Annotated in this window: 17 protein-coding genes; 11 read left to right on the top strand and 6 right to left on the bottom strand. The window is 74.1% G+C overall.

Annotated elements, in window-relative coordinates; all coding sequences use genetic code 11:
• The first annotated feature begins 5 nt into the window (after positions 1-5).
• The 3 genes from JJV70_RS00205 to JJV70_RS00195 all read left to right on the top strand — a co-directional run bounded on the left by JJV70_RS00205 (position 6) and on the right by JJV70_RS00195 (position 4,315).
• Positions 6-836 carry a M55 family metallopeptidase gene (locus JJV70_RS00205; protein WP_219045417.1) on the top strand — a complete coding sequence of 277 codons (831 nt, stop codon included), beginning with the start codon at positions 6-8 and terminating at the stop codon, positions 834-836.
• The gene (locus tag JJV70_RS00200; protein WP_219045416.1) at positions 829-2,217 is read left to right on the top strand and encodes a M20/M25/M40 family metallo-hydrolase; all 1,389 of its coding nucleotides are present in this window, start codon (positions 829-831) and stop codon (positions 2,215-2,217) included. Before JJV70_RS00205 ends, JJV70_RS00200 begins: the two co-directional genes overlap by 8 nt.
• 97 nt (positions 2,218-2,314) lie before the next feature.
• Complete coding sequence (locus tag JJV70_RS00195; RefSeq protein ID WP_219045415.1) at positions 2,315-4,315, top strand: prolyl oligopeptidase family serine peptidase; 2,001 nt, start codon at positions 2,315-2,317, stop codon at positions 4,313-4,315.
• Positions 4,316-4,399: 84 nt separating this feature from the next.
• Here JJV70_RS00195 and JJV70_RS00190 read toward each other — a convergent pair whose 3' ends face one another.
• A complete protein-coding gene (locus JJV70_RS00190) occupies positions 4,400-4,819 on the bottom strand; it encodes a CBS domain-containing protein (protein WP_219045414.1) in 420 nt (139 codons plus the stop codon).
• Positions 4,820-4,989: 170 nt separating this feature from the next.
• Between JJV70_RS00190 and JJV70_RS00185 the strand changes: the two genes are divergently transcribed.
• The 3 genes from JJV70_RS00185 to JJV70_RS00175 are packed head-to-tail and all read left to right on the top strand — an operon-like array spanning position 4,990 to position 7,555.
• Entirely contained in the window at positions 4,990-6,081 is a 1,092-nt protein-coding gene (locus tag JJV70_RS00185) for an aminotransferase class I/II-fold pyridoxal phosphate-dependent enzyme (protein ID WP_219045413.1), read from the top strand.
• Entirely contained in the window at positions 6,078-7,190 is a 1,113-nt protein-coding gene (locus JJV70_RS00180; RefSeq protein ID WP_219045412.1) for an MBL fold metallo-hydrolase, read from the top strand. Before JJV70_RS00185 ends, JJV70_RS00180 begins: the two co-directional genes overlap by 4 nt.
• 50 nt (positions 7,191-7,240) lie before the next feature.
• The gene (locus tag JJV70_RS00175; RefSeq protein WP_219045411.1) at positions 7,241-7,555 is read left to right on the top strand and encodes a 4a-hydroxytetrahydrobiopterin dehydratase; all 315 of its coding nucleotides are present in this window, start codon (positions 7,241-7,243) and stop codon (positions 7,553-7,555) included.
• 108 nt (positions 7,556-7,663) lie between these two features.
• On the opposite strand, the gene JJV70_RS00170 is transcribed toward JJV70_RS00175, so the two are convergent.
• The 4 genes from JJV70_RS00170 to JJV70_RS00155 all read right to left on the bottom strand — a co-directional run bounded on the left by JJV70_RS00170 (position 7,664) and on the right by JJV70_RS00155 (position 12,676).
• The gene (locus JJV70_RS00170) at positions 7,664-8,812 is read right to left on the bottom strand and encodes a S1 family peptidase (protein WP_219045410.1); all 1,149 of its coding nucleotides are present in this window, start codon (positions 8,810-8,812) and stop codon (positions 7,664-7,666) included.
• Positions 8,813-8,935: 123 nt separating this feature from the next.
• Positions 8,936-9,895: a LysR family transcriptional regulator gene (locus JJV70_RS00165; protein ID WP_219045409.1), complete on the bottom strand. Its 960-nt coding sequence runs from the start codon at positions 9,893-9,895 to the stop codon at positions 8,936-8,938.
• Between the two features lie 236 nt (positions 9,896-10,131).
• Complete coding sequence (locus JJV70_RS00160; protein WP_219045408.1) at positions 10,132-10,788, bottom strand: fasciclin domain-containing protein; 657 nt, start codon at positions 10,786-10,788, stop codon at positions 10,132-10,134.
• A 118-nt stretch (positions 10,789-10,906) separates the two neighbouring features.
• Positions 10,907-12,676: a molybdopterin-dependent oxidoreductase gene (locus tag JJV70_RS00155; protein ID WP_308294612.1), complete on the bottom strand. Its 1,770-nt coding sequence runs from the start codon at positions 12,674-12,676 to the stop codon at positions 10,907-10,909.
• Between the two features lie 235 nt (positions 12,677-12,911).
• On the opposite strand from JJV70_RS00155, the gene JJV70_RS00150 reads away from it, so the two are divergent.
• The 5 genes from JJV70_RS00150 to JJV70_RS00130 are packed head-to-tail and all read left to right on the top strand — an operon-like array spanning position 12,912 to position 18,385.
• Positions 12,912-14,183 carry an NAD(P)/FAD-dependent oxidoreductase gene (locus tag JJV70_RS00150; protein ID WP_219045406.1) on the top strand — a complete coding sequence of 424 codons (1,272 nt, stop codon included), beginning with the start codon at positions 12,912-12,914 and terminating at the stop codon, positions 14,181-14,183.
• Positions 14,180-14,920: a DUF1365 domain-containing protein gene (locus tag JJV70_RS00145; RefSeq protein WP_219045405.1), complete on the top strand. Its 741-nt coding sequence runs from the start codon at positions 14,180-14,182 to the stop codon at positions 14,918-14,920. Before JJV70_RS00150 ends, JJV70_RS00145 begins: the two co-directional genes overlap by 4 nt.
• Positions 14,917-16,212 carry a cyclopropane-fatty-acyl-phospholipid synthase family protein gene (locus tag JJV70_RS00140; protein ID WP_219045404.1) on the top strand — a complete coding sequence of 432 codons (1,296 nt, stop codon included), beginning with the start codon at positions 14,917-14,919 and terminating at the stop codon, positions 16,210-16,212. The genes JJV70_RS00145 and JJV70_RS00140 overlap by 4 nt, the downstream gene beginning before the upstream one ends.
• The gene (locus JJV70_RS00135) at positions 16,209-17,534 is read left to right on the top strand and encodes a cyclopropane-fatty-acyl-phospholipid synthase family protein (RefSeq protein ID WP_219045403.1); all 1,326 of its coding nucleotides are present in this window, start codon (positions 16,209-16,211) and stop codon (positions 17,532-17,534) included. Before JJV70_RS00140 ends, JJV70_RS00135 begins: the two co-directional genes overlap by 4 nt.
• A complete protein-coding gene (locus JJV70_RS00130; RefSeq protein ID WP_374227218.1) occupies positions 17,531-18,385 on the top strand; it encodes a DUF1295 domain-containing protein in 855 nt (284 codons plus the stop codon). The genes JJV70_RS00135 and JJV70_RS00130 overlap by 4 nt, the downstream gene beginning before the upstream one ends.
• Before the next feature lie 96 nt (positions 18,386-18,481).
• On the opposite strand, the gene JJV70_RS00125 is transcribed toward JJV70_RS00130, so the two are convergent.
• Positions 18,482-19,834, bottom strand: a complete 1,353-nt coding sequence (locus tag JJV70_RS00125; RefSeq protein ID WP_219045402.1) for a deoxyribodipyrimidine photo-lyase — start codon at positions 19,832-19,834, stop codon at positions 18,482-18,484.
• Positions 19,835-19,848 lie beyond the last annotated feature (14 nt).

Here is a 19,848-nt window from a genome sequence, read left to right as displayed (position 1 = left end):
GGACTATGAAGATCCTTGTCAGCGCTGACATGGAGGGCGCCACCGGCGTCACCTGGCCGGACGACGTGCTGCCCGGTCACCGCCAGTGGGAGCGCTGCCGGACACTGTTCACCGGGGACGTGAACGCCGCCGTCGCCGGGTTCTTCGCCGGGGGCGCCGACGAGGTGCTGGTCAACGAGGCACACTGGACGATGCGTAACCTGCTGCTCGAACAGCTCGACGCACGCGCCGAACTGCTCACCGGGCGGCACAAGGCGCTGTCGATGGTCGAGGGGGTGCAGCACGGCGACGTGGACGGGGTGGCGTTCGTCGGCTACCACGCCGCAGCCGGGGCCGAAGGCGTCCTGGCCCACACCTATCTGGCCAATTCGGTCACCGGTGTGTGGGTGGACGGCGCCCGGGCCAGCGAGGGCCTGCTGAACGCCCTGGTCTGCGCCGAGTTCGGGGTGCCGGTGGTGCTCGTCACCGGGGACGACCGCGCCTGCCAGGACGCCAAGGGCTACGCGCCCACCGCCCGCACGGCGGCCGTCAAGGACTACGTCTCCCGCTACGCCGCCGTCTGCCGGGCACCCGCCGTGACCGCGGCGGCCATCGAGGCGGCGGCCCGCGAGGCCGTGGCCCTGGCGGTGCGGCACGAGCCGGTGGTCACCGCGCACGAGGTGGCGGTCGAGTTCGACGCCGAACACCTGGCCGGAGCGGCGACGGTGGTGCCGGGCGTGGAGCGCGCGGGGGAGCGGCGCGTGGCCTACACCGCGCCCGACATGTACGAGGGAATCCGGTGTTTCAAGGCGGTGACGACGATCGTCTCCGCGGCGGTGGAGGAAGCGTATGGCTGAAGGCGGCAGCGGCGAGAACGGCGAGAACGGCGAGAACGGCGAGAACGTGGTGGCCACGGCGGCGATCGACGCGAGGGCGCTGGAGGAGGTGGTGAGCGCCACGGCCGAGCTGATCCGGTGCGACACCACCAACCGTGGCGGTGGCGACGGCAGCGAACGCGCGGCGGCCGAGTACGTCGCCGGGCAGCTGGCGGACGCCGGTATCGCGGCCCAGCTGCTGGAGAAGGCGCCGGGACGGACGAACGTCGTCGCCCGGATCGCGGGCACGGACCCGGCGGCCGACGCGCTGCTGGTCCACGGCCACCTCGACGTCGTCCCGGCCGACCCGGCCGAGTGGAGGGTGCACCCGTTCTCCGGCGAGCTGCGGGACGGCTGCGTGTGGGGGCGCGGCGCGATCGACATGAAGAACATGGACGCGATGGTCCTCACCCTGATGCGGGCCTGGGCCCGTGCGGGGGTCCGCCCGCGCCGGGACGTGGTGCTGGCCTTCACCGCCGACGAGGAGGACACCGCCGAGTACGGCGCCCGCTTCCTCGCCCAGCGGCACCCGGAGCTGTTCGAGGGGTGCACGGAGGGGCTGAGCGAGTCCGGCGCGTTCACCTTCCACACCGACGACGGGCTGCGCCTGTACCCGGTGGGCTCCGCCGAACGCGGCACCGCCTGGCTGCGGCTGACGGCGCGCGGCACCGCCGGACACGGCTCGAAGGTCAACCGTGCCAACGCCGTCACCCGGCTGTCCGCCGCCGTCTTGCGCATCGGTGCCCACGAGTGGCCGGTGCGCCTGACGCCCACGGTCCGCGCCGCGCTGCGGCGGCTGGCCGCCCTGCACGGCGTCGAGACCGGCGATCTGGACGCGCCCGGCTTCGACGCCGACGCCCTGCTGGACAAGCTCGGCTCGGCCGCCACCCTGGTCCGCCCCGTGCTGCGCAACAGCGCCAACCCCACCATGCTGGACGCCGGTTACAAGGTGAACGTCATTCCCGGCAGCGCCACGGCACACGTGGACGGGCGCATGCTCCCGGGGGCCGAGGACGAGTTCGTCCGCACCCTGGACGCGCTCACCGGCGACGACGTCTCCTGGGAGTTCGCACACCGCGAGATCCCGCTCCAGGCCCCGGTGGACTCCCCGACGTACGCCACCTTGTGCGAGGCGGTCGAGCACTTCGACCCCGGCGCGTACGCCGTGCCGTACTGCATGGCCGGAGGCACCGACGCCAAGCAGTTCTCCCGCCTGGGCATCGCCGGGTACGGCTTCTCACCGCTGCGGCTGCCGCCCGGCTTCGACTACGGCGCGCTCTTCCACGGCGTGGACGAACGGGTGCCCGCCGACGCCCTGCACTTCGGCCTGCGCGTCCTCGACCGCGCCCTGCGCGCCCTGTGACGGCCCGCGCCCGCAGCCCGCAGGCCCGCCGCCGGGGCTGCCACCGTCCGCGCGCCCTGCCACCACTCCGCCCGCTCCCGAAGGAGGACGGCCGCCCATGACCCGCACCCCGGCCCCGTACGGCACCTGGCCCTCACCCGTGGACGCCGCCCTGGTCGCGGCGGACGCTGGCCGCCCGGATTTCCCCGGCACCGTGGGAGCGGAGCTGTGGTGGACCGAGCCGCGCCCGGGCGAGGGCGGACGGCACGCCCTGCTGCGGCTGCGCGGCGACGGCGACGGCGAACCGGAGTCCGTACTGCCGCCGCCGTGGGACGTGCGGACCCGGGTCATGGAGTACGGCGGCGCGGCGTGGGCCGGGGCGCCGCGCGCCGAGGGCGGACCGCTGCTGGTGTTCGCCCACCACGCCGACCAGCGCCTGTACGCCCTGGAGCCGGACGCGCCCGGTGCCGCGCCCCGCCCGCTCACCCCGGTATCACCGGTGGGCCAGGGGCTGCGCTGGGCGGACCCGGTGGTGCTGCCCGCGCGCGGCCAGGTGTGGTGCGTGCTGGAGGAGTTCACCGGCGATGCGCCCACCGACGTGCGCCGCGTCCTGGCGGCCGTACCGCTGGACGGCTCAGCCGCGCACGACCGCGCCGCCGTCCGCGAACTCACCGCCCCGACCCACGATTTCGTCACCGGCCCCCGGCTGGACCCGGACGGCCGCCGGGCCGCCTGGCTGGCCTGGGACCACCCGCGCATGCCCTGGGACGGCACCGAACTGCGCCTGGCCCACGTCACCGGCGACGGGCGGCTGACGGACGCGCGCACGGTGCTGGGCGGGCCAGCGGAGTCGGTGGCGCAGGTGGAGTGGGCGGCCGATGGCACCCTGCTCGCCGTCACCGACCGCACCGGCTGGTGGAACCTGCACCGGGTGGACCCGGCGGGCGGGGCGCCGGTCAGCCTGTGGCCGTGCGAGGAGGAGTGCGCCGGGCCCCTGTGGCGCGTGGGGCAGCGCTGGTTCGCGCCGCTGCCCGAGGGCCCGGTCGCGGTGCTGCACGGCCAGGGCGGGCAGCGGCTGGGCATACTCGACCCGCATGCGGGGGAGCTGGTGGACGCGTCCGGGCCGTGGACGGAGTGGGCGGCGGCGCTGGCCGTCGAGGGCACCCGCGTGATCGGGGTCGCCGCCGCGCCGGACCGCGCCTTCGAGATCGTCGAGCTGGACACCCAGACCGGTCACTGCCGCGTCCTGGCCCGGCCGCACACCGACCGCGTGGACCCCGCCTACTACCCCGAGCCCGTGGAGCGCACGTTCACCGGGGCGGACGGCCGCGCGGTGCACGCGCAGGTCTACCCGCCACGGCACCCGGAACACACCGGTCAGCCAGGCGAACTCCCGCCCTACGTGGTGTGGGTGCACGGCGGTCCCACCGGGCGGGCGCCGCTCGTGCTGGACCTGGGCATCGCCTACTTCACCAGCCGTGGCATCGGCGTCGCGGAGGTCAACTACGGCGGCTCCACCGGGTACGGCCGCGCCTACCGGGAGCGGCTGCGCGGCGCCTGGGGCGTGGTGGACGTCGAGGACTGCGCGACCGTCGCGCTGGGCCTGGTGGCGGAGGGCGCCGCCGACCGCTCCCGGCTCGCCATCCGTGGCGGCAGCGCGGGCGGCTGGACGTCGGCGGTGTCCCTGACGTCCCCGGCCGCCGAAGGGGTCTACGCCTGCGCCGCGATCAGCTACCCCGTCCTGGAGCCGGAGGGCTGGGCGGGCGGCGGCACCCACGACTTCGAGTCCCGCTACCTCGACAGCCTCATCGGCGACGTGGAACGGGACGCCGAGCGGTACCGGGAGCGCTCCCCGGTGCGTCACGCCGACCGGGTCCGGGTGCCGTTCCTGCTGCTCCAGGGACTGGACGACCCGATCTGCCCGCCCGAGCAGTGCGAGCGGTTCCTCGCCGCACTGGAACGCCGTGCGGGCGCGCCGCCCCCGCCGCACACCTACCTCACCTTCGAAGGCGAGTCGCACGGCTTCCGCCGCGCCGAGACGATCGCACGCTGTGCGGAAGCCGAACTGGCCCTGTATGCACAGGTGTTTGGCTTCGCCGACGCGGCAGGCACGGATTGACCGGCCCACTCGCCGGGCCGGTGGCGGCCGGTGGGGCCCCGCCCGTCGCTACGTCCGCTGCGACGGGCGGGGCGGTCTGAGGGGTCAGTGGTGGCTGTAGACGCTCTCGACGAAGTGCGCGATCTGCCCGTCTGACAGGTGGTGGGCCAGGTCGGCCTCACTGATCATGCCGACGAGCCGCTTGTTCTCGATCACCGGCAGCCGCCGGATCTGGTGGGACTCCATTTCGGTCAGAACGTCGGAGATGTCGGCGCTGGCGTCGATCCAGCGGGGCGTGCCCTGGCACAGGTCGCCGCAGGTGACGCGGGAGGGATCGTGTCCGGCCGCCACACACTTCACCACGATGTCGCGGTCGGTGATGATGCCGCAGAGCCGTTCGTCCGCGTCGCTGACCGGCAGCGCGCCGACGTCCATCTCGCGCATGAGCTGCGCGGCGCGGTCGAGGGTTTCGGTGGCGGGAATCCACTGCGCACCGGGATGCATGATGTCCTTCGCCGTGGTCATGGGTTACCTCCACGTGGACGCTTGTGCGGTGCCGTCCGGGTGCATCCGTGACGACACCGCCCATCCTGCGCCCGGGCCCGACACCCGGCAACCGCGGCTCAGCCCGTCCGTCCTCTGGTCAGGCGGGTCGCGCGCGCGTCTGCCATCGTGGGACGGGACGAGGAGGCGTGATGGCGGGAGCGGACGTGGCGGGTGCCGCCTGCGGGTACTGGCACCGCCGCGGCCTGCCCACTGAGCCGCCGCACGTGATCACGGCACCCGGGGCGCCGGTCCTGCTGCTGGCCGTGCTCGCCGCCGCCGGGCCGCGCGGCGTGCTGCTGCCGCGCCCCGGCCCGCCGTGGCATGCCGCCCAGGCCCGCACGCTGGGCCGGGCCGTCCACCTCGTGCCCACGCCCGCCGAGTGCGGCGGCCTCCCGGACCCCTTCGTGCTGCTGGAGACCGTGCGCCGCTCCCGCGCCCAGGGAGGCGACCCGGGCGTGCTGGTCCTGTCCGTCGCCGACGACCCCACCGGCACCGTCCCGCCGCCCGAACTGCTGCACGAGGTCTGTGAGGCGGCGGCGGACGAGGGGCTGCTCGTCGTCAGCGACGAGAGCTGGCGCGACACCGTGCACGACCCGCACGAGACCGTCATCGTCAGCCCCGCCGAGATCCTGCACACCCCCGGCACACCGGACGCGGAGGACGTCGTGGTGCTGACCGACCTCGGTGCCGCCCTGCTGCCGCCCGGACCGACCCGTACCCGCCCCGCCCCGGCCCTCGCCCGCCTGCCCGCGACCGGGCGGGGCCGAGCCCTCGCGGACGCCGTACGCCGGGTGCTGGCCGCGCTGCGGCTGCCCGAGCCGGACCCGGCCACCTGCGCGGATGCCGCCTCCGCGCTCGCCGAGCCCGCACGCCTGCGCACCCAGTGGACCACCGCCGCGCGCACCCACGCCCAGTACGCCACCGCCCTGTGCCACGCGGTCACCGCCGTCGGCGGGCTCTGCCGCCCCCCGCACGCCGGACGCCACCTCTACCCCGACCTCGACCCGCTCCGTCCTCGCCTGGCTGAGCACGGGGTGACCGACGCGGCCACCCTGGAGGCCGTTCTCCTGCCCAGACTCGGCGTCCACGCGGTACTGGGCGGTCACCGCTTCGGGGACGACGCGCACGCCCTGCGTTTCCGGCTTTCCACCCCCGACCCGGCGGAACCGCACGCGGGGGCCGAAGCGTTGGCCCGGGTGGAGGCCGCGCTGGCCGAGCTGACGGGAAGCGAAGAAGAATGACGGAACAGGACCATCACGCTCACCAGGAACAGACCCAGACCCATAAGCGAGCACGGGGGCGTGCCAGCGACCCGCTCGGGGGCCACAAACGGCGAGCAGCCCCGCCCGGGCTGGCGGGCGCGCGAAGCGACGGCACAGCCCTGCGGCCTGTAGGCGCGCGCCGCCGGTGGCCGCGCGGTTTCGGCGACCGGCTCACCGAGCCGCTGCCTGGCCCCCTGGCCATCCTGCGCGCTGCCCGTGGCGGCGCCATGCGCCCGGACGAGGAGGCCCTGCGCACGCAGCGCCCCCAGCTGCCTGTCGAGCCCGGCCCGCTGCCCCGCGCCGACGCGGACACCGTGGCCGTCACCTGGGCGGGCCACGCCAGCTGGGTGATCAGCATCGCCGGGCTCACCGTCCTCGCGGACCCGGTGTGGTCCCGCCGCATCCTGGGCACACCCGAACGCATCACACCCGTCGGCGTGCCGTGGGACGCGCTGCCCCCCATCGACGCCGTCGTCATCAGCCACAACCACTACGACCACCTCGACGCCCCCACCCTGGCCCGGCTGCCGCGCGACACGCCGCTCTTCGTGCCCGCGGGCCTGGCCACCTGGTGCCGTCGCCGCCGCTTCACCACCGTGACGGACCTCGACTGGTGGGAGGCCGCCGAACTGCCCGCCCCCGGCGGCGGCCACGTCCGGTTCGACTTCGTGCCCTCCCACCACTGGTCGCGGCGCGGCGTGCTGGACAGCTGCCGCTCGCTGTGGGGTGGCTGGGTGCTCACCGCACCGGACGGACGACGCGTCTACTTCGCCGGAGACACCGGCTACGGACCCTACTTCGCGGAGATCGGCCGCCGTCTGCCCGGCATCGACCTCGCGCTGATGCCGATCGGCGCCTACGCACCGCGCCCGCTGCTGCGCGCGGTGCACACCAACCCGGAGGAAGCCGTGCGCGCCTGCGCTGACCTGGGCGCTGGGCGCATGGCCCCCATGCACTGGGCGACGTTCCTGCTGTCCGGCGAACCGCCACTGGAACCCCTGACCCGGGCCCGCGCGGCGTGGGCGGCGGCCGGGCGGTCCCCCGCCGACCTGTGGGACCTGCCCGTCGGCGGCTCCCGCGCCCTATGACCCACGTCTGCGCCTGCCGCGACCGACGCCTACCGGAAGGAACGCCCGCCATGGCCAAGCCGGAACCGCTGTCCGACGCCGACCTCACCGCCGCGCTGGAGGGCCTGCCAGGCTGGTCCACTGAGAGCGGGCAGCTGACCCGCACCTACCGGCTGCCCAGCCACCGCCAGGCCGCGGCGATGGTCGCCCACCTCGCCGCCATCCAGGACGAGCTGAACCACCACGCCGAGCTGACCCTCGGCTACAACACGCTGGCGGTGTCGGTGACCACCCACAGCGCGGGCAGCCGGATCACGGAACTGGACGTCCAACTGGCCCAGCGCATCCAGGCGGTGGCCCCCGCCCACCGCGCCACGGACACCTGATCCCGCACCACGGCGGCCGTTGCTCCGGGGTCGGGGCCGCCGGTCGCGCTTCGGCCCCGGTCAGCGGGTGTGCTGACCGGGGCCGAAGCCGGTTTCGCCGGGGGTGCGTTAGCCGGTGACCAGGGTCAGGCCGTACGCGGAGAGGATCGGGTTGAGCGGCTGGTAGTACGTGGTGCCACCGCTGCGGCAGTTGCCGGAGCCGCCGGAGGTGACGCCCTGCGCCTGGCTGCCGGAGATGAAGGAGCCGCCGGAGTCACCGGGCTCGGCGCACACCGAGGTGCGGGTCACGCCGTAGACGGTGCCCTGCGGGTACCGCACGGAGGTGTTGTGCTGCCGGACGGTGCCGCAGTGCCAGCCAGTGGTGGAGCCGGAGCGGCAGATCGAGGAGCCGACCGGTGCCTGGCGGGAGCCAGCCACGCGATAGCGAGAGCCGCGCACGTACGGGGTCGTGTTCCAGGAGCTATTGACCGCCACCCAGGCCATGTCGCGGCCGGGGAACCGGGACGCCTGGAAGGTGCCCTGGCGCACGCGGTTGTAGCCGGAGGTGGAGGTGCCCGCGCGGCCGCAGTGGCCCGCGGTGGCGAAGCCCGGCGTCGAGCCGCGGCGTACGGAGAAGCCGACGGAGCAGCGGCCGCCGCTGCCCATGTAGTAGGCGTCGCCGCCTACGACGTCGTACAGCGGCTTGGGTGCCTCGCTGGAGTTCACGACGCGCACGGTGTCCGCGTCCACGCCGCTGGCAGCGACGAGTTGGCGCGCCTTCGCCGGGTTCGCCGACCGCACGACGACGGTGTTGGACTGCGCGTCGACGTACCAGACCGACGCGGCGTCCCCAGCGGCGCTGTTGGACGCCTGGTCCAGTTTCTTCATGCTCGCGTTGAGGTCGCCGAGGCTGTGTTCGACGACCTTGGCGGTGGCGCCAGCCTTCTCGATCGCGGCGGCCTGGCCGCGGTCGGTGGTGGCGACGACCAGTTCGGCGGTGGCGCCGGTCACCCAGGCCCCGCTGAACTCGCTGGCCAGGGCCTTCTCCAGCTTCGGCGCGAGCTTGCTGGCCTCGGCTTCGTTCGCGACGCGAGCACGGGCTTCGGCCGGGGTGAGGCCGAGGTCGCGCTCCATCGCCTTCAGCATGCCCGCGGGCATGTCCACGGCGGGCTTGGCCTGGGGGGCTTCCTGGGCTCCCGCGGTGACGGGGAGGGTACTGATGCCCAGTGCGGCGATTGCGACGGCAGCGCCGGTGAACGCACGTCGTCTGTGGAGCATGGGGGTTCTCCTCAGGGTTGGGGGGTGCGCTGATCAAGCTAGCCACCCCGCGACAGGTCGTGCACCTGTCAACCAACCCCTCTTATGATGTGATGGAAAACGCCGTGCGGGGTGTCGGTGGCGTCAACCCTCGGCTCTGTGGTGCGCGTTCGTCTCCAGCCAGCGCACGTAGGCGGAGTTGCGGGCGGCGGCCTCGCGGTGCGCCTGACGTGCGTAGGCGAGCACCGCGGGGGCGGCGCCGACGGCGGGGGAGGCGGGGTCGTGGCCCAGTACGTGCCGCCAGCTCAGCGGCGTTCCGGCCAGCGGGACGGTCACCACGCCGGGCGTTGGCGGGAACGTGGCGCGGCACAGGCCGACGGCGCGGCCCACCTGCACCAGGTGCACGCACGAGGCGGTGTCGGTCTCGAACAGCGGCCCCGGGGCGAAGCCGGACTGGGCGCAGGCGGCGGCGAAACAGTCGCCGAAGCAGCCGTCACCCGGGGTGGACGTCCACTGCTCCTCGGCCAGCTTGCCCAGTTCCAGCGCGGATTCCCCGGCATGCGGGTGGTCCTCGGGCAGCAGGACGAAGATGGGGTCCTCGGCGATGGTGTGCCACTCCAGCCGGTCGTGATCCGGCGGCAGCGCGTCGGCGCACACGCCGGTGAGCGCGAAGTCCAGACGCCCCTCACGGACCAGCGCGGCGATCGCCTCCTGTGACCACGAGGTGTACGTGCGTACCGGGGCCGTGGGGTGCGCGGCCGACAGGCGGTCCAGCAGGGCGCCCAGCAGCAGCCCGTGGGTACCGCCGAGGCGGAAGCGCGGGGTGGCCTGCCAGGCTCCGGTGAACCGCCGGGCGTCCTCTTCCAGCTGCCGCATCGCGGGCAGCAGAACGCGGGAGCGGTCGAGTACCAGCTCGCCCAGCGGGGTGGGGCGGGCACCGCCCCGGTCCCGTACGAACAGGGGGCCGCCCAGGGCGCGTTCGATGCGTTTGAGCTGGGCGCTCAGGGCGGACTGGGCGAGTCCGAGGGCGGTGGCGGCGCGGGTGAGGCTTCCCGCGTCGGCGATCGCCCGGACGACCTTGAGATGCCGTAGCTCCAGGTCCATGGCGTCCTCTTTTCGGTGGCCCGTGCCCGTTTCCGGAGGGTGCCGGAGGGGGCGATGCGCGGCCTGCGCCCGCGTGGGGGAGCGGGTGGGCCCTGACGACGCAGGTCACACCAAAAATTAGGCGGCGTCCCCGCGCCGGGCAATACGCTCCGGCGCATCTCCGGCACCACCAGGCAGACATGCGGAATGCCGCCGTCCGGGCTCGGGAGGCCGGACGGCGGCACGCACCGCGTGGTTCAGGACTGCGGCATGAGGACCTCGTCGATGATGTACACGGTGGCGTTGGCCGTCGGGACGTTGCCGCAGACGACGTTGGCGCTGTCGTTCACGGTGTAGTCCTCATCGGAACCAGAGGTGGTCAGGTCCTGCTCGGCCAGGGTCTTGAAGGTGCCGTCCTTCAGGTCGGCCGGGGCCAGACGCTCGCCCACGACGTGGTAGGTCAGCACCTCGGTGAGCTGCTCCTTGTCGGCCAGCAGCGCGTTCAGGTCCTCCTCGGGGATCTCGGCGAAGGCATCGTTGGTCGGCGCGAAGACGGTGATGTCCTCGGCGCTGTTGAGGGTGTCCACCAGGTCGGCCTCCTGCACGGCCTTCACCAGCGTGGACAGTTCGGGGTTGTTGGAGGCCGCGGTGGCCACCGGGTCGTCGGCCATGCCGTCGAAGCTGCCCTCGCCGTCCGCCGGTACGGCAGCGCATCCCTCGCCGAACGGCTTGGTGCCCATGCCGTCGTCGGTGGTGGCCTCCTCGGTGGGCTCGTTGGTCTGCTCCTGCGCCGCCGGGGTGGACTCGTCGGAGGTGGTGTCGCCGTCCGAGCCGCAGGCGGTGAGGGCCAGCGGGAGGACGGCGGCGGCGGCGACGGCCACGGCGGAACGACGGATGCGGCTGTACGTGTTCATGTGATTCTCCTATGTGACGGAGCTTCGCTGTGAAGCCCTAAGGGCTGGACGTTGTGTCCAACGACAAGTGGTCTGTGTGGTTGTTGCCCAAGTGGGTGCATGTGGGCTGTGGGCAGCGTCAGGTGACGGTGACCACCACCGAGTGCCAGCCGGTCGCGCCGTCGGGTACGGTGCCGACCCGCTCGCTGGTCTGGGTGCGGCCCTCGCCGTCGGTGGCGCGGACCTCCAGGGTGTGCCGCCCGGGAGTGGCGTCCCACTCCCACAGCCACTGGCGCCAGGTGTCCTCCGTGGCGGCGGGCGCCAGTTCGGCCCGCTCCCATGGCCCCTGGTCCACGCGGACCTCCACGCGGGCCACGCCACGGTGCTGGGCCCAGGCGACACCGGCCACCGGTACCCGGCCGGGGGAGAGTGACGCCAGCGGGCGCGGGGTGTCGATGCGTGACTGGGTCTTGACCGGCGCCCTGGCGGCCCAGTCGCGCTTGACCCAGTACGCGTCGTACGCGGCGAACGTGGTGAGTTCCAGCTCCCGCAGCCATTTGCAGGCGGAGACGTAGCCGTACAGGCCGGGCACCACCATGCGTACCGGGAAGCCGTGGTCGAACGGAAGCGGCTTGCCGTTCATGCCGAAGGCCAGCAACGCGTCCCGGCCGTCCATGACGGTCTCCACCGGGGTGCCGATCGCCATGCCGTCCACCGAGCGGGACACCAGCTGGTCAGCCGGACCGCCCGCGGACGGCGGACGCACGCCCGCCTCCCGCAGCAGGTCTGCCAGGGGGACGCCGATCCAGCGGGCGGTGCCCACGTAGGGGCCGCCGACCTGGTTGGATACGCAGGTCAGCGTGATGTCCCGCTCCACCAGCTCCCGGCCCAGCAGGTCGTCGAAGCTCAGGGTGAGCGGCGTGCGCACCCCCTGCCCGCCGATCCGCAGCCGCCAGGTCGTGGCGTCCACCCGGGGCACGCGGATAGCGGTGTCCACGCGGTAGAACTCGTCGTTCGGGGTGAAGAAGGGGCTGAGCCCGTCCACGTCCAGATCCGCGCCCGCAGGCTGCGGCTTGGCCGCGTCAGCCGGTGCCGGGATGCTGAGCGCGGTGCGGGACGCGGCTGCCTCGGCCCCGCTGGACGCGTTCAGGTGCCGACCCAGGACACCTGCGCCCGCCGAGGCAGCCGCTGCTGCGGACGCCGCGATCACGAAACCGCGGCGATCGAAGGTGGGCCGGTCGCCCGCGCCGCCGTCGGTCAGCCGCAGGTACGGCTTCCCGCCGCCGGTACCGACTGTCGCCGGCTCGCCCGTTGCCGGTTCACCCGTTGCCGGTTCACCCGCTGCCGGTTCGCCCGCTGTCGCCGCGCCCGCGGTGGGCGCGGACGTCACCGGGGACGGCGCGTCGTCCGCCTGCCCGGACCCGTCCGGAGCCTCGGTCACGGACGGGCCCGGCGCCGGTGTGGTCAGCCGTCCGGCCAGCAGGTACAGCACGGCCGCGCCGACCGGCGCGCCGAGCAGCGGGGGCGCGATGTCCCACGCCTGGCTCGCCGGGCCGCTCAGCGCGGCCGCCGCACCCACGGCACCGAACAGCAGCACACCGGCCGCACCCGTGCGCCGGCGGTGCAGTGCCAGTACGCCCAGACCCATGGCGATCAGGCCCACGGACACCGCGGTGCCGAGCTGCAGGTACGTCTTGTGGTTCGGCTTGAACGTGTCCAGTGCCCACTGCGCGACCGGCGCTGGGGTGTGCCGGACGACCGCCTCATTGACCACGGTCAGGACGCTCGCCTGCGGACGCAGTGCCGCGGCGACCAGTTCGGCTGCGCCCAGCGCCGCCGCCCCGGCCAGCAGGCCGCTCAGCGCGCCCAGTGCCAGCCAGCCGATGTGCTGTACCCGGTTTCCCTTCACACCCCGCATTCGGCGCGGGCCGTGCGGCGGATTGGTGGGTCCTTCGAACGAGTGAGAAACGGGTCCGCGCCCGGCGTGCCGGTGGACGAGCTGGGTGAACGCGCCCCGGTCCGCACCAAACCCCAGGCGAGCCGGTTCCGAATCACTCCGTGAGCATGCCGGGCGACACGCGTCCGGAGGACCCAGAAGCACCAGCGAACGACGGCGCACGGCCCGCGCGCCGGGAGGGAGCGGCATGACAGGGGAGCGACGGCGCATGGCGGTCATCGGCAGCGGTATCGCCGGACTGACCGCCGCCCACATCCTGAGCGCGGCACACGAGGTGACGCTCTACGAGGCCGACGACCGGCTCGGCGGCCACGCCCACACTCACGACCTCCCCGACGCCGCCGGGCGCATCCACCAGGTGGACTCCGGCTTCATCGTGCACAACCGCCGCACCTACCCCCACCTGCTGCGGCTGTTCTCCGAACTCGGGGTGGCCACGCAGGAGTCGGAAATGAGCATGTCCGTGCGCTGCGACGGCTGCGGCCTGGAGTACGCCGGGGCCCGCGGCCCGCGCGGCCTGCTGGCCCGGCCCGCGCACGCCCTGCGCGCCCGCTACCTGCGCCTGCTCGCCGAGGTGCCGGTCTTTCACCGCCGCGCCCGCGCGCTGCTGGCCGCCCCCGAGTCGCCGGACGAGCCCACCCTCGGGGAGTTCCTCGCCGCCGGCCGCTTCTCGCGCTACTTCGTCACCCACTTCATGACACCGGTGGTCGCCTGCGTGTGGTCCTGCGCCCCGCGCACCGCGCTGCGCTACCCGGCGCGCTACCTGTTCCGCTTCCTGGACCACCACGGCATGCTCACCGTCACCGGGTCGCCCACCTGGCGCACCGTCACCGGCGGCTCCCGCGCCTACGTCGAACGCGTGGCCAAGCAGCTCACCGCCGTGCACACCGGCACCGAAGTGCGCGCGGTGCGGCGGCACGCCGACGGCGCCGACGTCACCACCGCCTCCGGCACCACCGAGCGCTACGCCGCCGTCGTCATCGCCACCCACCCCGACCAGGCCCTGCGCCTGCTGGCCGATCCCAGCGACGACGAGCGGGCCGTCCTGGGCGCGTTCGGCTACTCCCGCAACCCCACCGTGCTGCACACCGACACCTCCGTACTGCCCCGCAGCAGCGGCGCCCGGGCGTCGTGGAACTACCGCATGCCTGCCTGCGACGTCTCCTCCGACGGCGTGCGCGTCAGCTACGACATGAACCGGCTGCAGCGCCTGGACGCCGCCGACACCTACGTCGTCACCCTGAACAGCGCGCAGGACGTGGACCGCTCCCGCGTCCTGGCCGAGATGGTCTACGAACACCCCCTCTACACCCCCGAATCGGTGGCCGCGCAGCGGCGGCTGCCCGCGCTCAACACCTCCGTCACCGCCTTCGCGGGCGCCTACCACGGCTGGGGGTTCCACGAGGACGGCTGCCGCTCGGGGGTCACGGCGGCCACGGCCCTGGGGGTGCGCTGGTGACCAGCGCGGCCCGCCACCCGAGCCTCTACCCGAGCGAGGTGGTGCACGTGCGCACCAGCCCGCTGCGGCACCGGCTGCGGCACCGCACCTACCTGTGGCTGATCGACCTCGACCACCCGCCGCGCCTGCCCCGGCCGCTGCGCCCGCTGGCCCGGTTCGACGCGCGTGACCACTTCGGCGGCACCGCCCCCACCATCCGGGCCGGGATCGCCCGCTACCTGGCGGCGCACGGCGTCACCCTCGGCGCCGGACGCGTCCTGATGCTCGCCCACGCCCGCGTGCTCGGATACGTCTTCAACCCGCTCACGCTCTACTGGTGCCGCCCGGCCGACGGCACCGGGGAGTGCGTCGTCGCCGAGGTGCACAACACCTACGGCGAACGCCACTGCTACCTGCTGCGTCCCGGCGGCGACCACCGGGCTGGTGCGGCCAAGGAGTTCTACGTCTCGCCGTTCTTCCCCGTGGACGGCCGCTACCGCATGCGGCTGCCCGAGCCCGGCGAGCGGCTGGATGTGACCGTCCACCTCGAACGTGACGGCGGGCGGCCGTTCACCGCCACCGTGCGCGGCCACCGCCGGGCGGCCACCCCCGCCGCCCTGCTCAGGGCGGCCCTGCGGCACCCGTGGTCCACCCTCGCGGTGTCCGCCGCCATCCGGCTGCACGGCATCGCGCTGTACCTGCGCGGCCTGCCCGTGCGCCCCCGTCCCCGACACCGACCCCAGGAGGGTGTGGAGTGAGCGTCACCGTATCTGCCCGAGCCGCCGCGACCGACGAGCAGCGGTGGCCCGACGTGGCCCGCGTCCCGCGGGTCTCCCCGGTGCGCGCGAAAGTCGCCGAGCGGATCGTGCGGCGAGCCCTGGCCCGGCTGCCGCTGCGGGTCCAGCTGCCCGACGGCTCCACCCTGGGCCTGGGCGGCCCACTGCTCGAACTGCGCGACCCCGCCGCGTTCCACCGCCGCCTGGCCGCCGGGGGCCTCATCGGTTTCGGTGAGTCCTACATGGCCGGGGAGTGGGAGGCCGAGGACCTCGTCGGCGTGCTGACGGTGTTCGCCGCGCACGTCGCCGACCTCGTGCCCGCCCCCCTCCAGCGGCTGCGCGGGCTGTGGGCGCCGCGCCAGCCCGCCGCCCAGCGCAACACCACCACCGGGTCCCGCGAGAACATCCACCGCCACTACGACCTGTCCAACGAGCTGTTCGCGCTCTTCCTGGACGAGACCATGTCGTACTCCGCGGCCCTCTTCCGCGGCTTCCCGGCCGCCTTCGACGCGCTGGCCGCCGCCCAGCACCGCAAGATCGACCGGCTGCTCGACCTCGCCCGCGTCGGCCCGGGCACCCGGCTGCTGGAGATCGGCACCGGCTGGGGCGAACTGGCTCTGCGGGCCGCTGAGCGCGGTGCCCGCGTCACCACCGTCACCCTCTCCGCCGAACAGCGCGCCCTGGCCACCGAGCGGGTCGCCGCCGCCGGGCACGCCGACGCCGTCACCGTGCTGCTGTCCGACTACCGTGAAGTCACCGGCGCTTACGACGCCGTGGTCAGCGTGGAGATGATCGAAGCCGTCGGCGCGGAGTTCTGGCCCGCGTACTTCACCACCCTGGAACGCCTCACCGCGCCCGGCGGACGGATCGCGCTCCAGGCCATCACCATGCCGCACGCGCGCATGCTGGCCACCCGCTCCACCCACACCTGGATTCAGAAGTACATCTTCCCCGGCGGCTTCCTGCCCTCCACGACCGCGATCCGCGACATCACCGCCCGGGAGACCGGGCTGTGCGTCACCCGCTGTGAGGCGTTCGGACCGCACTACGCCGAGACCCTGCGGCTGTGGCGCGAACGCTTCACCGACCACGCCGAGGACGTGGCCGCCCTCGGCTTCGACGCCACCTTCCGCCGCATGTGGGAGCTGTACCTCGCCTACTGTGAGGCGGGCTTCCGCGCCGGATACCTCGACGTCCACCAGATCCAGCTCACCGCGCCCGCCGAGAGTCCGACCGGGACCGCGACCGACACCGAGGAGACGAACGCCCCGTGAACGGCGTCGCCCACCGCATCACCGACCTGACTTCCCGCCTGCTCGGCGGCCCGCTGCCGGTGCGGCTGCGCGCCTGGGACGGCAGCGAGAGCGGACCCGCGGGCGCCCCCGTGGTGGTCCTGCGCTCCCGCCGCGCCCTGCGCCGCCTGCTGTGGCAGCCCGGCGAACTCGGCCTCGCCGAGGCGTACATCACCGGCGAACTCGACGTGGAGGGCGACCTCGCCGACGGGTTGCGCGGCGTGTGGCGCGCGGTGCGCGAACGCGGTCTGCGCCCGCCCAGGCCGCGCCCCGCCGACACCCGCCTGCTGCTCGGCGCGCTCGGCACCGCCGCACGGCTCGGCGCGCTCGGCCCCAAGCCGCCGTCACCGCGCGAGCAGGCCAGCCTCTCGGGCGCGCTGCACAGCAAGAGCCGCGACCGCGCCGCGATCAGCCACCACTACGACCTGTCCAACGCCTTCTACGCGTTGCTGCTCGACGCCTCCATGGCCTACTCCTGCGCTTACTGGACGGCTGACCCTGACCACCCTGACGCCTGCGACGACCCCGGCACCGCCTATGGCCTGGCCGACGCCCAGCGCGACAAGCTGGAACTGATCTGCCGCAAGCTGGGGCTGCGTCCGGGCCTGCGGCTGCTGGACGTCGGCTGCGGCTGGGGCTCGCTCAGTCTGTACGCCGCCGAGCACCACAAGGCGCGGGTCACCGCCGTCACCCTTGCCCGGGAGCAGGCCGCGTTCGTCCGTGAGCGGGCCGCCGAGCGCGGCCTCGCGGACCAGGTGGAGGTCCAGCTGTGCGACTACCGCGACCTGGGCGGCGGCGGCTTCGACGCCGTCGCCTCCATCGAGATGGGCGAGCACGTCGGCGACGCCGAGTACCCCGCCTTCGCCGCGCGGCTGCGGCGCCTGGTGCGTCCCCGGGGCCGGGTGCTGGTGCAGCAGATGTCCCGGGGGCGCGTGGCGCCCGGCGGCGGCGCGTTCATCGAGTCCTACATCGCCCCCGACATGCACATGCGCCCGCTCGGCGAGACCGTCTGTCTGCTGGAGGACGCCGGTCTGGAGGTGCGCTCGGTGCAGTCGCTGCGTGAGGACTACGTGCGTACCGTCCGCGCCTGGCACACCACGCTGGAAGAACGCTGGGACGACGTCACCGCCCTCATCGGCCCCCAGGCCGCTCGGGTGTGGCGGCTGTACCTGGCCGGCGGCGCGCTGGCGTTCGAGGAGCGCCGCATGGGCGTCGATCAGATCCTCGCCGTGCGCCCCGACGCCGAGGGCGACAGCGGCATCACCGGTACCCCGGCGGCCTGGTTCACCGGTGAGCGCGCATGACCTCCATGTCCTGGACGATCCCCGGGGCCGACTCGGCGTTTGACTGGTCCGACTTCGCGCTGAACCTGGCGGCGTCGGCGGGCGCGGCGCTGGCCGTCATGCTGGTCACCTTCGCCGTTGCCCTCGTGCGCGGGCTGCACCGTGTGGTGGACATCGCCTGGGGCTGCGGCTTCGCGGCGGTGGCGGTCGTCAGCGGTACGCTGTCGGCCACCGCTGGCGCCGGTGACGACGCGCGCCGCCTGCTGGTCACCTCGCTCACCGTCGCGTGGGGGCTGCGCCTGGCCGCGCACATCGCCTGGCGCGGCCGCGGGCACGGTGAGGACCCGCGCTACGACCGCATGCTGGCCAAGGCCCCCGGCAGCCGCGACGCCTACGCGTTCCGCATGGTCTACCTGCTCCAGGGCGCCCTGGTGTGGCTCGTCTCGCTGCCGGTGCAGGCCGCGGCGTACCTGCCCGCGCCGCTGGGTCCGCTCGCGGTGCTCGGGGTGCTGCTGTGGGCGACCGGGCTGTTCTTCGAATCCGTCGGCGACTGGCAGCTCGCCCGGTTCAAGGCCGATCCCGCCAACCGGGGCCGCGTCATGGACCGGGGCCTGTGGAGCTGGACGCGTCACCCCAATTACTTCGGTGACTTCTGCGTCTGGTGGGGCCTGTTCCTGCTGGCGGCCGCCGACTGGCGGGTGGGGCTGACGGTGCTCGTCTCCCCGCTGGTGATGAGCTTTCTGCTGACGCGTGGCAGCGGCAAGCGGCTGCTGGAGGAGCACATGGCGTCCCGCCCGGGGTACGCGCGGTACGCGGCCCGGGTCTCCGGCTTCTTCCCGCGCCCACCACGGTCACCCGTGCGTCGCCAGTAGGCTCGCCCCTTCGAGCGCGACCGGAGTTGCCGAAGGGGCTGACGCCTCAGTCCCTTCGGCAGCCCATGGCAGGAAGCCGGGACCCATGGCAGGGGGTCAGTCCAGCCCGCGGGCCGTGCGGAAGCGGGCCAGGGCCGCACCGAGGTCGGTGATCGGGGCCGGGTACGTCACGGACACGCCGCTCTTCCACGGCTCGTGTACCTCCCTGCCCGGCAGCGCTGCCAGCTCCGGCACCCACCGCCGCACATAGTCCCCCTGCGGGTCGAAGCGCCGGGCCTGGGTGAGCGGATTGAGCACGCGGTTGGGCCGCGTGTCGTTGCCCGTACCCGCCATCCACTGCCAGTTGAGCTGGTTGTTGGCGAGGTCGCCGTCCACCAGCCAGTGCAGGAAGTGCCGGGCCCCCACGCGCCAGTCGAGGTACAGCGTCTTCGTCAGGAAGCTGGCCACCAGCAGCCGGGCCCGGTTGTGCATCCAGCCCTCGTGCCGCAGCTGCCGCATGGCGGCGTCCACGATCGGGTAGCCCGTCTCGCCCTCCCGCCAGGCCCGCGCCGCCTGGGCGTCTGTGCGCCACCGGTCGTCCCTGGTGCGGTAGTCCGTCCACGACGCCGTGGGCCGGGCGTGCAGCACCTGGTGATGGAAGTCGCGCCAGGCGAGCTGGCGGACGAAGGCGTCCGCACCCTCGCCGCCGCGCTCGCGGGCCCGGTGCACCAGCTCGGTGGGGGACAGACAGCCGAAGTGCAGGTACGGGGAGAGCCGGGAGGTGGCGTCACCGGCCAGGTCATCGCCCCGCTCGGCGTAGTCGCGCACCCCGCCCGCCAGCCACCCAGACAGCCGGGCCCGTCCCGCGTGCTCCCCGCCGGGGGGCAGCCCGGGGGAGGCGCCGGGGACGTCCCGGTCCGGCAGCTTCGCCGAGCCGACGTCCTGCGGTACCGGCACCCGGCGGGGTGCCGCGACGGGCTGCCGCAGCGCCGCCTTCTCCCAGCGGCGGAAGTAGGGTGTGAACACCGCGAAGTGGTCGTTGCCGTGCGGTGTCAGTTCGCCCGGCGGCACGGCGGTGACGACGGCGTCGTGCACCCGCAGCGCGCAGCCCACCGACGGCAGCGCCGACCGCAGCCGCTCCTCGCGGTCCAGCGCGTAGCCGCTGACTCCCGCGGCGACGTGCACCTCGCCAGCCCCGGTCTCGCGGGCGAGGGCGCACACCTCGTCCACCACCTCGCCCTCGCGCAGCACCAGCCGTCCGCCGCGCCGGGTCAGCGCGTCGTCCAGGCCGGTGAGCGCGTCGGCGAGGAACGCACGGCGGTTGGGCGCGTCGAAGCCCGCCCGCCGCACGCCATGGTCCAGCACGAACAGCGGCACCACCTCGTCGGCGGCGCGCAGCGCGGCCCGCAGCGGCGGGTGGTCGTGCACCCGGAGGTCGGAGGTGAACAGCACGATCGACACCGTTGTCACGGCGTGCTCCTTCG

Source organism: Streptomyces sp. JJ66 (genome assembly GCF_019303495.1).
Lineage (GTDB): Bacteria > Actinomycetota > Actinomycetes > Streptomycetales > Streptomycetaceae > Streptomyces.
The sequence above is the reverse complement of the archived record's forward strand: the minus strand, read 5'-3'. Positions and strand labels throughout refer to the sequence as shown.

Excerpts from the sequence above, each read along its gene's own strand:
- JJV70_RS00205 (WP_219045417.1), top strand. The coding sequence starts at position 6 with ATGAAGATCCTTGTCAGCGCTGACATGGAGGGCGCCACCGGCGTCACC.
- JJV70_RS00200 (WP_219045416.1), top strand. The coding sequence starts at position 829 with ATGGCTGAAGGCGGCAGCGGCGAGAACGGCGAGAACGGCGAGAACGGC.
- JJV70_RS00195 (WP_219045415.1), top strand. The coding sequence starts at position 2,315 with ATGACCCGCACCCCGGCCCCGTACGGCACCTGGCCCTCACCCGTGGAC.
- JJV70_RS00190 (WP_219045414.1), bottom strand. The coding sequence starts at position 4,819 with ATGACCACGGCGAAGGACATCATGCATCCCGGTGCGCAGTGGATTCCC.
- JJV70_RS00185 (WP_219045413.1), top strand. The coding sequence starts at position 4,990 with ATGGCGGGAGCGGACGTGGCGGGTGCCGCCTGCGGGTACTGGCACCGC.
- JJV70_RS00180 (WP_219045412.1), top strand. The coding sequence starts at position 6,078 with ATGACGGAACAGGACCATCACGCTCACCAGGAACAGACCCAGACCCAT.
- JJV70_RS00175 (WP_219045411.1), top strand. The coding sequence starts at position 7,241 with ATGGCCAAGCCGGAACCGCTGTCCGACGCCGACCTCACCGCCGCGCTG.
- JJV70_RS00170 (WP_219045410.1), bottom strand. The coding sequence starts at position 8,812 with ATGCTCCACAGACGACGTGCGTTCACCGGCGCTGCCGTCGCAATCGCC.
- JJV70_RS00165 (WP_219045409.1), bottom strand. The coding sequence starts at position 9,895 with ATGGACCTGGAGCTACGGCATCTCAAGGTCGTCCGGGCGATCGCCGAC.
- JJV70_RS00160 (WP_219045408.1), bottom strand. The coding sequence starts at position 10,788 with ATGAACACGTACAGCCGCATCCGTCGTTCCGCCGTGGCCGTCGCCGCC.
- JJV70_RS00150 (WP_219045406.1), top strand. The coding sequence starts at position 12,912 with ATGACAGGGGAGCGACGGCGCATGGCGGTCATCGGCAGCGGTATCGCC.
- JJV70_RS00130 (WP_374227218.1), top strand. The coding sequence starts at position 17,531 with ATGACCTCCATGTCCTGGACGATCCCCGGGGCCGACTCGGCGTTTGAC.